General features: G+C 65.4%; 11 protein-coding genes and 1 pseudogene. 3 read left to right on the top strand and 9 right to left on the bottom strand.

Annotated elements, in window-relative coordinates; genetic code table 11:
• Positions 1-48 precede the first annotated feature (48 nt).
• Positions 49-1,170: an NAD(P)/FAD-dependent oxidoreductase gene (locus AC1DRP_RS21070; RefSeq protein WP_476769446.1), complete on the top strand. Its 1,122-nt coding sequence runs from the start codon at positions 49-51 to the stop codon at positions 1,168-1,170.
• A 20-nt stretch (positions 1,171-1,190) separates the two neighbouring features.
• Entirely contained in the window at positions 1,191-2,252 is a 1,062-nt protein-coding gene (locus AC1DRP_RS21065) for an NAD/NADP octopine/nopaline dehydrogenase family protein (protein ID WP_476769445.1), read from the top strand.
• Between the two features lie 21 nt (positions 2,253-2,273).
• Here AC1DRP_RS21065 and AC1DRP_RS21060 read toward each other — a convergent pair whose 3' ends face one another.
• The 9 genes and pseudogenes from AC1DRP_RS21060 to AC1DRP_RS21020 all read right to left on the bottom strand — a co-directional run bounded on the left by AC1DRP_RS21060 (position 2,274) and on the right by AC1DRP_RS21020 (position 13,005).
• Entirely contained in the window at positions 2,274-3,002 is a 729-nt protein-coding gene (locus tag AC1DRP_RS21060) for an SDR family oxidoreductase (protein ID WP_476769444.1), read from the bottom strand.
• Positions 2,999-4,654: an FGGY-family carbohydrate kinase gene (locus AC1DRP_RS21055; protein ID WP_476769443.1), complete on the bottom strand. Its 1,656-nt coding sequence runs from the start codon at positions 4,652-4,654 to the stop codon at positions 2,999-3,001. Before AC1DRP_RS21055 ends, AC1DRP_RS21060 begins: the two co-directional genes overlap by 4 nt.
• 52 nt (positions 4,655-4,706) lie before the next feature.
• Positions 4,707-6,067: pseudogene (locus AC1DRP_RS21050) on the bottom strand (FAD-dependent oxidoreductase).
• Between the two features lie 76 nt (positions 6,068-6,143).
• Positions 6,144-7,439: an ABC transporter substrate-binding protein gene (locus tag AC1DRP_RS21045; protein WP_441505733.1), complete on the bottom strand. Its 1,296-nt coding sequence runs from the start codon at positions 7,437-7,439 to the stop codon at positions 6,144-6,146.
• Between the two features lie 23 nt (positions 7,440-7,462).
• Positions 7,463-8,296 carry a carbohydrate ABC transporter permease gene (locus tag AC1DRP_RS21040; RefSeq protein WP_441505732.1) on the bottom strand — a complete coding sequence of 278 codons (834 nt, stop codon included), beginning with the start codon at positions 8,294-8,296 and terminating at the stop codon, positions 7,463-7,465.
• A complete protein-coding gene (locus AC1DRP_RS21035) occupies positions 8,286-9,161 on the bottom strand; it encodes a carbohydrate ABC transporter permease (protein WP_476769442.1) in 876 nt (291 codons plus the stop codon). Before AC1DRP_RS21035 ends, AC1DRP_RS21040 begins: the two co-directional genes overlap by 11 nt.
• Before the next feature lie 67 nt (positions 9,162-9,228).
• Positions 9,229-10,326, bottom strand: a complete 1,098-nt coding sequence (locus AC1DRP_RS21030; RefSeq protein ID WP_476769441.1) for a LacI family DNA-binding transcriptional regulator — start codon at positions 10,324-10,326, stop codon at positions 9,229-9,231.
• 369 nt (positions 10,327-10,695) lie between these two features.
• Complete coding sequence (locus AC1DRP_RS21025; protein WP_441505729.1) at positions 10,696-11,979, bottom strand: amidohydrolase family protein; 1,284 nt, start codon at positions 11,977-11,979, stop codon at positions 10,696-10,698.
• A gap of 273 nt (positions 11,980-12,252) precedes the next feature.
• Positions 12,253-13,005, bottom strand: coding sequence for a GntR family transcriptional regulator (locus AC1DRP_RS21020; protein ID WP_441505728.1), 753 nt, complete (start codon positions 13,003-13,005; stop codon positions 12,253-12,255).
• 174 nt (positions 13,006-13,179) lie between these two features.
• Here AC1DRP_RS21020 and AC1DRP_RS21015 point away from each other — a divergent pair, with 174 nt between their 5' ends.
• Positions 13,180-14,016, top strand: coding sequence for an ABC transporter ATP-binding protein (locus AC1DRP_RS21015; protein WP_441505727.1), 837 nt, complete (start codon positions 13,180-13,182; stop codon positions 14,014-14,016).
• Position 14,017: the final 1 nt, after the last annotated feature.

The raw sequence follows: 14,017 nt of genomic DNA, 5'->3' as shown, positions 1-14,017 counted from the left end.
GGCCAGGCCGCCGCGCCCCCCTCTTCTCAATCGTCAAGGACATTCCAGATGAAAGCCATCGTCGTCGGTGCCGGTGTCATCGGCTCGTCGGTCGCCTATCGCCTCGCCCAGGCCGGCGCGGCGGTCACCATCGTCGAGGAAAGGCGGATCGGCGGCGGCACCTCCAGCGTGACCTATGCCTGGGTCAATGCCTGCGAGAAGCTGACCTCCCATGCCTATTACAAGTTGAACTTCGCCGGCCGGCAGGCCCATGAGGACATCCTGGCCGAGTTTCCGCACGCGAACTGGTACCACCGCCCTGGCGTGCTGCAATGGCAGAATGCGGAGGCCGAAGCCGGCGCACGCGACGGCACCGACCCGCTGGTGAAGCTCAGGCAGCTGATCGACTGGGGCTACCCGGCCGAGCTGCTCAGTCTGAAGGAGGTTCGCGAGCTCGAGCCGGAGATCGACCCGGACGTGATCGGCAATGCGCCGGTGATCTACTACCCCCGGGATGGTTGGCTCGATGCCGTGCCCTATGCCGGCGCGCTCGTCACTGCTGCGCAGGAGCGCCATGGTGCGAGGCTCGTCAACGCCAAGGTCTCGGGACTGCTGGTCAGCGGCGGGCGCTGCGATGGCGTGGAGATCGCGGGCGGCGATCCGATCCATGCCGATATCGTCGTGAACTGTTCGGGACGCTGGTCCAACGAGGTCGCCAACCGGAGCGAACATCAGGTTCCGCTCGCACCGACGGTCGGCCTAGTCGCCTATACCCCACCGGCGGGCGTGACGCTGCGCAGTGCCTTGCGCACTCCCCTGCTCAATATGCGGCCCGATGGCGGCGGCAGGTTCCTGCTGCGCTCGAACGAGCTTGACCGGCTGGTCGCCGCCGACGCCGCTTCCCTGCCCACGCATCCCCAGGCTCAGGAACTGCTCGCCCGGGCCAAGACGACGATCCCGGCACTGCGCTCCGTCGAGGTCGAGGCCGTTCGCATCGCGATCCGGCCGATCCCGCGTGACACGCTCTCGGCTGTCGGGCCGGTCCCGGGGCTCGACAACTACTATGTCGCCGTCACGCATAGCGGCGTGACGCTCGGCGCCTTCCTCGGCGAAGCCATCGCCGACGAAGTCGTGCGCGGCCGCACCCGCTCCGAACTGGCCGAGTTCCGGCCGGCCCGCTTCTTCAACTGACGACCCGACGAGGACAGGACATGAAAACCGCCATCATGGGCGCAGGCGCGATCGCCTATGCAAGCGCAGCACTGCTGATCCAGAACGGTCATGAAGCCCGGCTGTGGTCGCCATCCGGCCGCCGCATCGCAGCGCTCGCCCAGGGCCAGACGCTGCGCAGCGAAGGGGTCGTCGCCGGGGAGTTCAAGCCGACCATCGCCACGGATTGCGCTGCCGCGCTGGCAGGGGCGGATGCGATCCTGATCGCGCTTCCCGCGAACGGCCATAAGGCGGTGATGGACGCCATGGCGCCGCATCTCGTCTCGGGCCAGACGGTCGTGATCAGCTCGCACGCCTCGCTGGGCGCGATCTATCTGGCACGATTGATCGCGGATCGCGGGCTCGATGTCCCGGTCGTGGCGTTGAGCACGACGGTGCTGCGCGCGCGCCAGACGAGCGACACGTCCGTGAAGATCGCGACGCTGCGCGGCAAGGTCGATATCTCGACCCTGCCGACGGAAGCCGCCGCGCGCGGCCTCACTATCTGCAAGACGCTGTTTGGCGACCGTTTCCGCGCGATCTCGAATGTGCTGGCCGTGGCGCTGAGCAACGTCAATCCGCAAAGCCATATGGCGCTGGCCCTCTGCAATTTCACGCGCATGGAGAAGGCCGAGGCCTGGGGCCAGAGCGAGCACATGACGATGGCCGTCGGGCGGCTGTTGGAAGCGATCGACGCCGAACGCCTCGCCATCGCGGCGGCGTTCGGCGTCGAGGTCCGCACCATGCGCGAGCATTATTCGCTGACCTATGGGCTTCCCGATGCAGCCCTCGGAGAGACCGCGAAATTGCTGGCAGCCAGCCAGGAGCCGACGCTCGGGCCGGCCACGATCGACACGCGCTATACACTCGAGGACGTGCCGTTCGGGCTCTCGCCCCTGGTCGCACTCGGACGCCTATGCGGGGTCGCGACCCCCTTGCACGAGGCTGGCCTCCAGATTTTCTCGGCACTTTACGGTCGCGATCTCGCCGCGGAAAACGACATCCTGCCGGCGCTGATGGCCCGCCAGCTCACGCGAGAATCACTCATTGCAATGACGCGGTGACGAGGAGCCTCGAGAGGGCGCTCAAAGGTCGGTGCTCTGGGGTAGGATCACCAGGTCCCGGATGGTGACGTTTCGCGGCCGGGTCAGCATGAAATGCACGGCCTCGGCGACCTCCTCGGCCTCGATCAGGCCGCCCCTGGCGCGCTCCGCTTCGAGCTTCTCCTGCGGCCAGTCGGCGATGAGGGCGGTGACGACCGGACCCGGCAGGACCGCCCCGACGCGCAGTCCGTGCGGAATGACCTGGCGCCGTAGGGTATGAACGAAGGCCTGCACCGCGTGCTTGGAGGCGGTGTAGATCGGCTCCCACACCACGGGCACAATGCCGGCGATAGAACTGGTGACGAGAATATCGCCCGTCTTGCGCGCGATCATATGTGGGAGCACCGCATGGATGCTGCGGAATACGGCGTTGATATTGAGATGCAGCATGCGGTCCCAGGCGTCGGGATCTCCGTCGCTGACGGGCCCGCCGACATAGGCTCCGGCATTGGCGTGGAAGATGTCGAGCTCTCCGGCCCGCTCGAGGATCTGCGACATCATGCCGGAGACGGAGGCCGGATCGGCCAGGTCCACGACGAGCGGTATGGCCTCGGCGCCGAGAGACTTGGTGACACGGCCCAATGCTTCACTGTCGCGATCGACGAGAACGACGCGCGCGCCAGCCGCCAGCAGCCGTTTCGCGCAGGCCAGTCCGATCCCCGATGCGGCGCCGGTAATCGCGGCGACCTTTCCGGCCAGTTCCTGAGTCACGTCATCGCCTCCGACACGGCATGATCTTTCGTCTCCTGCAGCAGATCGCGCGCCGCGCGTGCGGCTGCCTGCAGCGTTTCAAAGGCAGCAAAGCGCCTGTCGTGTAACTKGGCGATGTCGCCGCCGACCGGTGCGAAGACACTGGCGCCCGGTGCCATCTCGACCATGGCTTGCGCGAGGTCCTGGAAGTTTCCGGCCGCCGTCGCACCAAGCATCGCGGATCCGAGAAGGACGGGGTCGACATCCTCGGGAACGAGCACGGGCAATCCGGCACAATCAGCGAGCATTTGCCGGATCAGCGGAGCGCGACCGGCGCCGCCGCTGAGCACGATCGCATCGATCGTTGCGCCCTTGGCGCGGCTGACCTCGATGATCTGCCGAAGGCCGTAGCCGATGCCCGTCAGCCCGGCGACATAGAGCGCGACGAGATGGTCCAGATCGCGCTCCATGCCCAGGCCGGCGATCAAGGCTCGGGCCTGCGGATCGGCATGCGGCGATCGGTTCCCGAGAAAATCCGGCACGACGACGAGACCCTTCGCAAGACGTGCAGCCTCCGAAAGGTCGGCGGCGCTCGTCGCCGCGCGCGCGGCGAGCCAGTCTGGCAATGAGCAATGGTCCGCCGCCGCGCGCTGCTGCGCCTCCGGCGCGGCCGGATGAAATCCGATCAATTGTTCGATCGCGGCGCCGGCGCCGGATTGACCGCCCTCGCTGAGCCAGAGATCAGGCGCCATCGCCGAGAAGTAGGGGCCCCACACACCGGGAATGAAGATCGGCTCGCGGCTGCTTGCCATGGTACAGGCGGAGGTGCCGAAGACATAGGCCATGCGGGTTAGTGCCGTGCCGTGCGACGAGCGCACACCAACCGAGCCGACACCGCCGGCATGAGCGTCGATCAAGCCCGCCGCTACGGCAGTGCCTGGCTTCAGCCCGAGTTCGGCAGCTGCCTCTTCGGTCAGCCCCTGTGCGAGGGCAGTGCCTCCGGGAACGATCTCCGTGCCGATGCGGGCAAAGCCATCGTCGCCGAGATCGCCGAGCCCGATCTGGTGGAAATAGCCTGCGTCCCAGCGCGCTTCATGCGCGAGATAGGTCCATTTGCAGGTCACCGTGCAGGTCGAGCGCGCCAGCGAGCCGCTTGCCCGCCAGGTCAGGAAGTCGGCGAGGTCGAGGAACTGCCAGGCTGCATGATAGGTGGCCGGCAGATTCTCCTTCAACCAAAGCAGCTTCGGCGTCTCCATCTCGGGCGAAATCGTGCCGCCGACATAGGCGAGCACCGGATGGTTCGTGCGGTTGATGCGTTCGGCCTGATCCAGCGCACGATGGTCCATCCAGACGATGATGTTGCGGCCCGGATCGCCATGGGGACCGACGGGCAGCGGCACGCCGTTCTRCCCGAGCACCACCAGCGAGCATGTCGCATCGAAGCCGATGCCCGCGATGGCCTCCGGCGCGAGCTGTGCCATCGCCATGGCCTCGCGGACGCAGGCGCAGACCGCATTCCAAATGTCAGCGCTCGATTGCTCGGCGATGTCCGGCCCGTCCCGATAGAGCGCGATGCCCCGCTTCGCCGTCGCGAGCATGCGCCCGCTCGGGTCGAAGATTCCGGCGCGGGCGCTCGCGGTGCCGACATCGATGCCAATGAAATGCTCGGTCATATCCTCGCGATCCTGTCGGAAGGGGCGGCATCGGCCGCCCCGTGCAGAGCGGTCAGGCTGCGGCGCGATTTGGCGACCCGGCACGCGTCCCATCTGGATTGCGCAAGTAGACGCCGCGCTCGAGTTGCTGGCGGCGTAGGTCCTCGATGTCGATATCGGCCGGCGGGCGGTTGCCGCGGACCGAGATCCTGGCGGCGCGCCCGGCCGCCTCGCCCATTGCCATGCAGGTTGCCATGACGCGGATCGCGCCCATGGCCTCGTGTGTCGCAGAGATGCTGCGTCCGGCGACCAGCAGATTGCCGATCTTCTGCGGGATCAGTGAGCGGTATGGAATATCGTAGCAGTCGCCGCACCAGATCAGGGTACAGCCGTCGTCGGACGGGCGGTGAATATCGATCGGATAGCTCGCCACCGCGATCGCATCGTCGAAATGGCGACAGGACAGGACGTCGTCCTGCGTCATCACATATTGGCCGATGATGCGGCGTGTCTCGCGGATGCCCAGGAAAGGCGCGGTCTTGGTGAAATAGGCCTTCTCGAAGCCCGGCACGTAATTGACGAGATAGGTGACGATATCGTCGATCTGGGCGCGACCTTCGATCTCGCCCTTGGTCAGGCTGCGGGCGTTGGTTCCATCCGTGCCCTTGACGCGGGTCATGTTGATCCAGACCTCGCCCTTCTTCAGACCGGTGATGATGATGGTCCGCTCGTTCGGGATCTGCAGGCCGCGCTCGGCCTTGGCCTTGGCCATCAGCTCACGCATGCCGACGACGATGAACTGCCGGTTCTGGCCGAAATACTCGGCGGGAATGAAGTCGGTGAGGTAGGTGCGTGCTTCCGGCGGAGCATTTGCGATGCTCATCCGAAGCGCATCGGTGTCGACGCCGGCCAGGCAGAACATCAGCGTCGGCGGCTGCATGCCGCCGTCGGCATTGCCCTTCTCCGTGGGCACGCCGGCGCTGTAGGCGACGTCGGCATCGCCGCTGCAGTCGATGACGACCTTGGCGAGGATGGCGATGCGGCCGGTCTTGCTCTCCGTGATGACGCCGCGAATGATGTCGTTCTCGACAAGCGCGCCGGCGAAGAAGGTGTAGAACAGCACATCGACGCCGGCCTCGGTCAGCATCTCGAGCGCCACGGTCTTGACCGCTTCGGGTTCGACCAGCGTGATGCCCATATGCAGCGGGCAGGGCCGATGCTCGCTCGCGCCATCCCGCTCATTGCGCAGGCGTTCGATGAATTTCTGCGGCAGCTGCGGCTTTCGATGAGCCCGACGCGGAGACCGTCTTCGGCTGCGGCCAGGGCAGCGGTGATTCCGGACGGCCCGCCGCCGACGACGAGCACGTCATAATCGGCTGAAACGGGGATGGAGCGCGCCGGCTCCTCGATGAAGCGAACCCCTGTGGTGGACATGAGGCGATTTCCTTCCATTGGCATCGTTCGATCGTGGTGCGGGGCCGGCGCCGAGGCGCCGGCCGTTGTCGTTCAATCAGGCCGGCATCATCGGCTTGACGCGCTCGATGATGGCGCCGACTGCGTCCTTGACGGGCTTGCGTCCGAGCACGGCGAGTTGGACCTCCTCAAGGAACGTCGCCTGCGCTCGGGCCGCCTCGGGAAATGGCGGGAAGGCGCCGCGCGCCGTCGCCAGCACCCTGGCTTCTGTGGCGGCGAGAGCGTTTTTGGCCTTCAGGCTTTCATCGGCATAGGTCGAGACGCGCACCGGGCCATTGCCGTTGACGGCCATGCCGAGCGTCACGCGCTTGCTCGACACTTCCCTGATGAAGCTCCAGGCCAGCGCCTTGTCCTTGGCATTCTTCGGGATCGACATCGCCCAGGCTTCGACCACGGAGGCCATCGGCATCTTGCCCTTGAGCCCGGCGGCGATCGGGAACTCGACCGCCTTGATCTTGCCCGCAAACTTACTCTGCTCGGGATTGTTGAGCTGCGCGCCGCGGGCGAAAGGCAGGACGGTGAAGGCGGCACGGCCCTGTTGCAGCCAGGTCACCTGATCGTCGTTCTTKGTCGTCGCATAGCTGCGCGGCAGGCTTCCGGATTCGAACATGCCGCGCAAAGCCGCGAGCCCGCTTTCCAGAGCGGCACGGTCCGGGACCAACTTGAGATCAGGACTGATGAAGTCTCCGCCATAGGCGCGGGCAAACATCACGGGGAAGACGGCGAGATCGCTCGCCAGCACCATGCCGGTTACCGGCGTACCGGCCTTGGAGGTGAAGGTCGTCTTTTTGGCCTGCTCGATCAGCTCTTCGAGGGTCGTCGGCGGCGCCGAGATCCCGGCCTCATCGAGCAGGGCCTCGTTGTAGAACAGGCCCTGCGTCGCATGACGCACCGGGATGCCGATCAGCTTGCCGTCGACCGTCATGCCCTGCACGAGACCAGGCGCGATATCGCCGAAATCCTCGATCGGGTCCTGCTTCTGAAGAGCGTCCAGCGGCTCGAACAGGGCGGCGATCTGAGAGGTCGGCCGGTTGTCGATGAGATAGCCAACCCCGTACTCGGTCTCCTTCAGGCTCGCCTCCCGGAAGAGCCGGTCCTGCAGCGGGTTGGAGTCGAAGGTGGTGAAGGTGATCTCGGCATCATTGGCCTTGCGCCAGTCCTTCAGCAGGTCACTGTCGCCGCTGCCGAGCACGGTCTGATGGACCTTGTGGCTCAGCACGTTCAGCGTCTTGCCGGCGGCCAGGGCAGGCCCGGTTGCGAGCGCGGCCGCGGCGCCGGCAGCGCCGGCCATGAAACCGCGGCGTGTCACGTCTGTTGCAGGCTTGTTCGACATGGCTTCCTCCCTTTTTTGATTGGCTACCCCTTCGTCGAACCGGCGGTGAGGCCGGCCACGAGATAGCGGTTCATGAAGACGACGAAGAGCAGGACGGGCACGAGCTGCACCGTCGAGGCGGCAAAGAGGATCCCCCAGTCGACGCCGTCGATGGAGCCGATCATCTCCGAGATGACGAGCGGCGCGGTCTTGGCGCGCGTCGCCGTGAAGATGAAGGCGAACAGGAACTCGTTCCAGGAGAAGACGATCACGAAGACCGCGACGGCGAGAACGCCCGGCATCGCCAGTGGCGCGATGATCTTGCGCAGGATCGTCATGCGGCTGGCGCCGTCGATCGAGGCAGCCTCGTCGAGCTCGCGCGGGATCTGGTCCATGAAGGTGCGCATCAGCACCGTCCCGAGCGACACGAAGAAGGTCGCGTAGAGCAGGATCAGCACGAGATGGGTGTCGCTGAGGCCAAGTGCGTTGACGATCGGGAACAGCGGCAGCGTCACCACGATCGGCGGGATGAGGCGTACGACGATCAGTCCGACGATGCTGGCTCCCAGCCATCGGCTGGAATGGCGGGAATAGACATAGCCCGCACAGGCGCTGGCGATGATCGCGAGCAGCGTCGCGCCGACCGTGATCAGCAGGCTGTTCAGCAGAGCTTCGAAGAAGACACCCCAGGACCGCCAGAGTTCGGCGTAGTGCTTCAGCGTCGGCGTGAAGAGCCATTTCGGCGGAACCGCGAAAATGTCCTGACCCGGCTTCAGCGACGAAACGGCGATGAAGAGGATCGGAAACAGCGACCAGAACAGGATCGCCGCGACGGCGAGAGCCTTGCCGGCCCCGATGAGGAGACGCTCAGTGCGCATGGGAGAGGCCTCCCCGTCGCAGCAGAAGAACATAGCCGGCCGCGAGCAGCAGCGAGACCACGACCATGATCCAGGCGGTCGCCGCCGCCGACCCGAAGGCGTTGAAGCTGAACGCCTCCTGATAGAGATAGATCGCCACGACTTCGGTCGAGCGCGCCGGTCCGCCCTTGGTCAGCAGCCACGCCTCCGAGAACAGGCGGAAGGCGAAGATGTAGCGGAAGAGCAGCGCGATCAGYATCGCCGGGCCGAGCAGTGGCAGTGTCACACGCCGGAAGGCCTGCCAGCGCGTGGCTCCGTCGATCCGCGCCGCCTCGTAGAGCTGGGCGGGGATGGCGAGGCGTGCCGCATAGACGATCACGAAGGTAAAGGGCAGATGCAGCCAGACCGTCAGCAGCCCGATCAGCACCATGGCGTGCGACGGTTCGAAGGACCAATCCAGCGTCGGCAGGCTCAATGCCCGCAAGGCCAGCGTGACCGGCCCGGCATCGGGATCGAACAGGAAGCGCCACATCACCACGGCGGTGACCTCGCTGACGGCATAGGGCGCGAGCACGGCGACGAGAAGGAAGCGGCGAAACGGCAGGCCACTGGCGAAAAGCAGCGCCATGCCGAGCCCGACGGCCAGTTCGAGGTGGACGGCCACGACGACGAGCACGACCGTGTTCAGCAGCGCGCTGTGAAAGGCCGGGTCCGCGAGGACACGCATATAATTCTGAAGCCCGACGAAGCTCGGCGCCTGGCCGAAGCTCGAGGTGTTCAGGCTGAGCCACATCACATAGAGCGACGGCAGCACGATCACGCTCAGGATGAGCAGATGGACYGGCGCGAGCAGCGGCAGAATCCGTGCCGTTTTTTCAGGCTGCACTCTTTCCTCCAGGACTTCTTTCGATCCAGGCTCTCTTGGCCCGGTGGCGCGGACATGGGGTTGTCCGTCAATGCATGGCTTTGGGCGCAGAGATCGCCGTCTCCGGGTTCAGAAGCGGTTCGGGGCTATCGCTGTCGCGACCATCGTCCGCCGCGGGCACGAGATCGCGGACGGACTCGCGGACCTGCAGGCTGGTCTGCAGTACGATGCGCTGCGGCGCCGAGCCGTCGCCCGCCATGCGCGCGCGCAGGCGCTGCCAGGCGGCTGCGGCGATCTCCGCGATCGGCTGCCGAATTGCGGTGAGGCCGGTCTTGCGCGCGCTCATCCAGGGATAGTCGTCGAAACCGACCACGGAGACCGGATCGGGAATATCGACCCGCAGACGGGCCAGCGCCGAGAGCGCGCTGAGCGTCGTGACGTTGGTCAGGGCGATGACTGCGCTCGGCCGCCGGTGTCGCTCGAGCCAATGCAGGAAGGCGCCGGCCCCGCGCTCGGCATTGGAAYCKAGTTCGATGACGGTCGGCTCGTGGCCGATCGTCGCACGAATCAGGTCGCAGGCGCCGCGCGTGCGCTCGCGGATCGGTGAAATTCCGAGGCTTGAGGCGGCGACGACGATGTCACGATGACCCCTGCCCAACAGATGCCTTGCCGCGATCTCACCGGCTTCTCGATTATCGATTGCGACCGTGTCGACGATGCAGCCTTCGGGCGGCACGCGATCCGCGAAAACCATCGGCAGGCGACCGATCTCGCGCTCGAGTCCTGCGGGCATGCCGTCGCTGCAGGGAATCGCGATCAGGCCGGAAGGGCGCCAGGCCAGCAGGGCACGCAGCCGCGATTGTTCCAAAGCGATGTCGTCACGCGAATTGGCGACGATGATGTCATATCCGTCCGCCTGCGCCATCACTTCGAGCTGCGAGACCAGGGAGGTGAAGAACACGTCGTCCAGATCCGGAACGAGTACGCCCACGACCTTTGCCTGGCCCGAACGGAGCTGAGAGGCAGCGCGGTCGACTTGGTAGGACAGCTCGCGGGCCGCCTTCTGGACCCGCTCCTGGAGATCGGCATTGACCGGCTTGTTGCCGCTGAAGACGTTCGACACCGTGGCGATAGACACGCCAGCGAGCGCCGCTACCTCCTTGATCGTGACACGTTTCGAGCTCACCGCATGGCCTGTTAAACGTTTTACAGTAAAACGTTTAACGGAGCGCGCGCGTTGATGCAACTGCCTTTCACATGGCTCCCTGTGGCCGGGGGCCAGGCTTGAGCGGGTCGGCCAAGCCTCCGTGCAACGGAGCCCGAAGCTCAGCGATCCAATCCCTTGACATCTGGGGTCCGTCCTATCTGGCACCCTGTGTGCATGGCGCGCCGCTCTGCCGCGCTTATAGCGACGACCTGCGGCTTGCCGGCCATGAGATCATCCTGAAGGGCGGCCAGATGGGGCCCGCAGGATTTCTTTGCGAGGGCTCGCGGGGGTATTCTTCCCAAGGTAGCCAATCGCTCCCCGCGCGGCAGATATCGGAATACGGAGCGCTCAACCGCCTGAGAGAGCGACGGGCCTTGGCAGGACGCCGTTCGTTGCAGCCAATCTGTTCAACGACGCTCGGGGGCGTTCGAAACTGAGCCGTCCGCGCTTGAAGCCAGTGATGGGCTCGGCAATCTCTGCCAGCGCATCGGTTGGGGTCTTGGCATCGAGAATGACAAGATCCGCGGGATTCCCAACCGCGATCCCGTAGTCAGGCAGCCGCATCAGCCGCGCAGGCAGCGTCGTGATCAGGTCCAGACAGCACGGAAAATCGCCCGGCCCGCATTGCGCGACATTGGCATAGAGATTCGCCATGCGGAGCAGCGAACAGTCACCGAAAGGGGTGAAGGGATTGAGAACGTTGTTGGTCGCGATCGAGCAGACCACACCTTGCGCGGCGAGACGATGGGCTGGTGCGAGCCCGCGCGGCTGAGCGTAGGCCGATTGCCGCCCCATCAAATACAGGTCTGTCGCCGGGAGCACAGTCAGTGCAACTCCGGAATCGGAAAGCCGGTGCCCGATCACAGCCAGCGTTTCCGGATCGACCATCGATAGTTTGCTGACATGGCCAATTGTGACGCGACCCTGCCAGCGATGGTGCTCAGACTGGCGGCAGACTTCGTCGAGATGCATCCAGCTCGGATCGAGGTCGAAGTCGAGATGGAAGTCGAGGTCGACGTCAAATTCCCTTGCCAGTGCGAAGAGACGGTCGATCTGGGCAACCGGGTCGGTATCAGTATAGGGGCAGCCGCCGAGGAGGTCGGCGCCATCGCGTAACGCTGCAAGCAGCAGCGCCTCCGTGCCCGGGTCGTTGGTCAAGCCCTCTTGTGGGAAGACGCAGATCGAAAGATCGAGCGCCCAGGCATAGTCGGTTCTCAAGGCCTTGATCGCCTGAAAGCTCCGAATCCCGGCACGGGGATCGACCTCGACATGAGTGCGCATGCGGGTCGTGCCCTTCGCGATTGCCTTGTCGAGCACGCAAGCGCCGCGCTCGTAGACATCGGTCACGCTAAAGTCCCGTTTCATCGCGGCCACAGCCGCAATGGCGTTGCTGAGCCCGCCATGGGAGTGGCCGCAGCGGCCAAGCAAGCAGGCCTTGTCGAGATGGATATGGCTGTCGACGAAACCTGGCACGACAAGGCGGCCACCGACGTCATGGGCCGGTGCATCGGTGACGAGATTTGGTGCCATGGCGACGATACGACCGGCGCTGACTCCGATGTCCTGCGGCCGCTCGCATCCCGCAATGGCGGCCTGGCGGAAGACGAGATCGAGAGCTGTGTCGGACGGCATGATGCTGCTTCGGAATCGGCATTGAATGGATCGAAAACATGCATGCACTTAATGTGCCGGGATGATGCTCTCCGACGCACCGCCGTTGAGCCATGGCTGCGGCGAGGAGGGGAAGGCGCGAGAGGAGGCGAGATAGTCAGGCGTCGCCATGAACCCGTGGGGGTCACGGGCCCCCGAGCCAGGCCCCTGGCTCGGGGGCCCGCTGTCGCCGGGATGTCTGGAACGAGAATGTTGCCTCGATCCTGCAGCCGCACGGCATCGCCGCGGGCAGCGCTATTCCGCTGCGTCCAGGCGCCGCTTGCGGACGGTGGATCGCGTGACCGGCGCGTCAGCATAGGGCGCCAGGATATCCATGATGTCGCGGCCGCGCGGCTTGGCCTGCGCGACGAGGGCCCGCTCCGCCACCGAATCGAGGTGGTGATGCATCAAGCTCATCACCTTCTCCGCATCGCCGCTTTCAAGCGCATCGATGAGCAGGCGATGCTCATTGATTGCGCATTCCGAGGAATGCGGGCGGCTGAACAGCGATAGCGTCAGGCAACAGCGATAGGCGATCTCGCTGACATAGCGGATCATGATCGCGCTTTCCGTCATGGTGGCGAGAAGGATGTGGAATTCGGTGGCGAGCCGGATCGAGACCGCGTCGGGCCCACCGCGTGCCGCGTCTTCCTGATCGATATGAGCGCGTAGCGCCGTGAGCTGGGCCTTGCTCAACCTGCCTGCGAGCTGGCGCACGACGAGGCGCTCGAGCTGGATCCGAATATCGAAGGTGTCGCGCGCCTCTTGCCAGCTCGGGGTGGCGACGACGGCGATGCGGTTGCGGCGTAATTCCACCAGGCCCTCGGCCGCGAGCTGGCCGAGCGCGTGGCGCGCGATCGTGCGGCTCACGCCAAAGCGTTCCCCGAGCGCATCCTCCGGCAGTTTGGCGCCAGGCTCGAGCGCCTGCTCGATGATCGCACGCCGCAACGCCCGGCAGATCGTTCCGACCTTGTCCGATGGGCTGTCTTCGGCCTTGTCGCGCGCCATGTCCCGTGTCCGCGTGTGAAGCCACCCCTCTTAGCGCCTCGGTTCCAAACTCTGCAATCTGCTCGGATCGGGAGCCGCCGGATAGAATACAAGATGGCATCATGATTGCATGCACTTTTGGGAATGAACCTCGCGATAGCCACACTCCCTATCGTCTCGGCTCCTGATGCGATCATGGCACAGGGCACCATGACACGGCCGGGCTCGGCGATCGAACTGTCGCAGACGAGCGTCACCTTCGGGCGGGGCGCAAACGCCGTTCCCGCCTTGGCGGAGACGACCCTGCGTATCCAGGACGGTGAGTTCCTCGCGCTGGTCGGCCCGTCGGGTTGCGGCAAGTCGACGATCCTGAAGCTCGTCAGCGGGCTCGTGCAGCCGACGACGGGCGTCGTCATCGTGGGTGGCCGCGAGGTTGCGGCGAAGGCGCTCAGGATCGGGATGGCATTCCAGAACCCGACCATGTTGCCCTGGCTGACGATCGAACAGAACGTCATGTTGCCCTTGAAGATCGTCCAGCCTTTCCGCTCGCGTTATCGGCGGGAGAAACGCGCTGCTTTCCGCGACAAGGCGCATGCATTGCTGGCGCAAGTCGGATTGCAGGGATTTGCCAGCAAATATCCCTGGCAACTCTCAGGCGGCATGCTTCAGCGGGCCAATCTTTGCCGAGCGTTGATCCATGAGCCGCGCATGCTGCTGCTCGATGAGCCCTTTGGCGCTCTCGATCAGTTCACGCGCGAGGAACTTTGGGCGATCCTGCAGGATCTTTGGCTGGCTCACCGTCCGACCGTGCTGCTGGTGACGCATGATCTGCGCGAGGCCGGATTCCTGGCGAGCCGCATCTGCGTGATGAGCGCGCGGCCCGGCCGCATCCTCGACGACAGCGAGGTTGCGTTTGCACGCCCGCGCACCATCGCCATGAGCTTCGAGCCGGATTTCGTGGCGCTGAACCAGCGCTTGCGTGACTTCATTGTTGATGCCCGCTCGGCGCCGGCAAGCCAGGACGGTGCATGAG

This window comes from Allobosea sp. 01N443 (genome assembly GCF_056399325.1).
The sequence above is the reverse complement of the archived record's forward strand: the minus strand, read 5'-3'. Positions and strand labels throughout refer to the sequence as shown.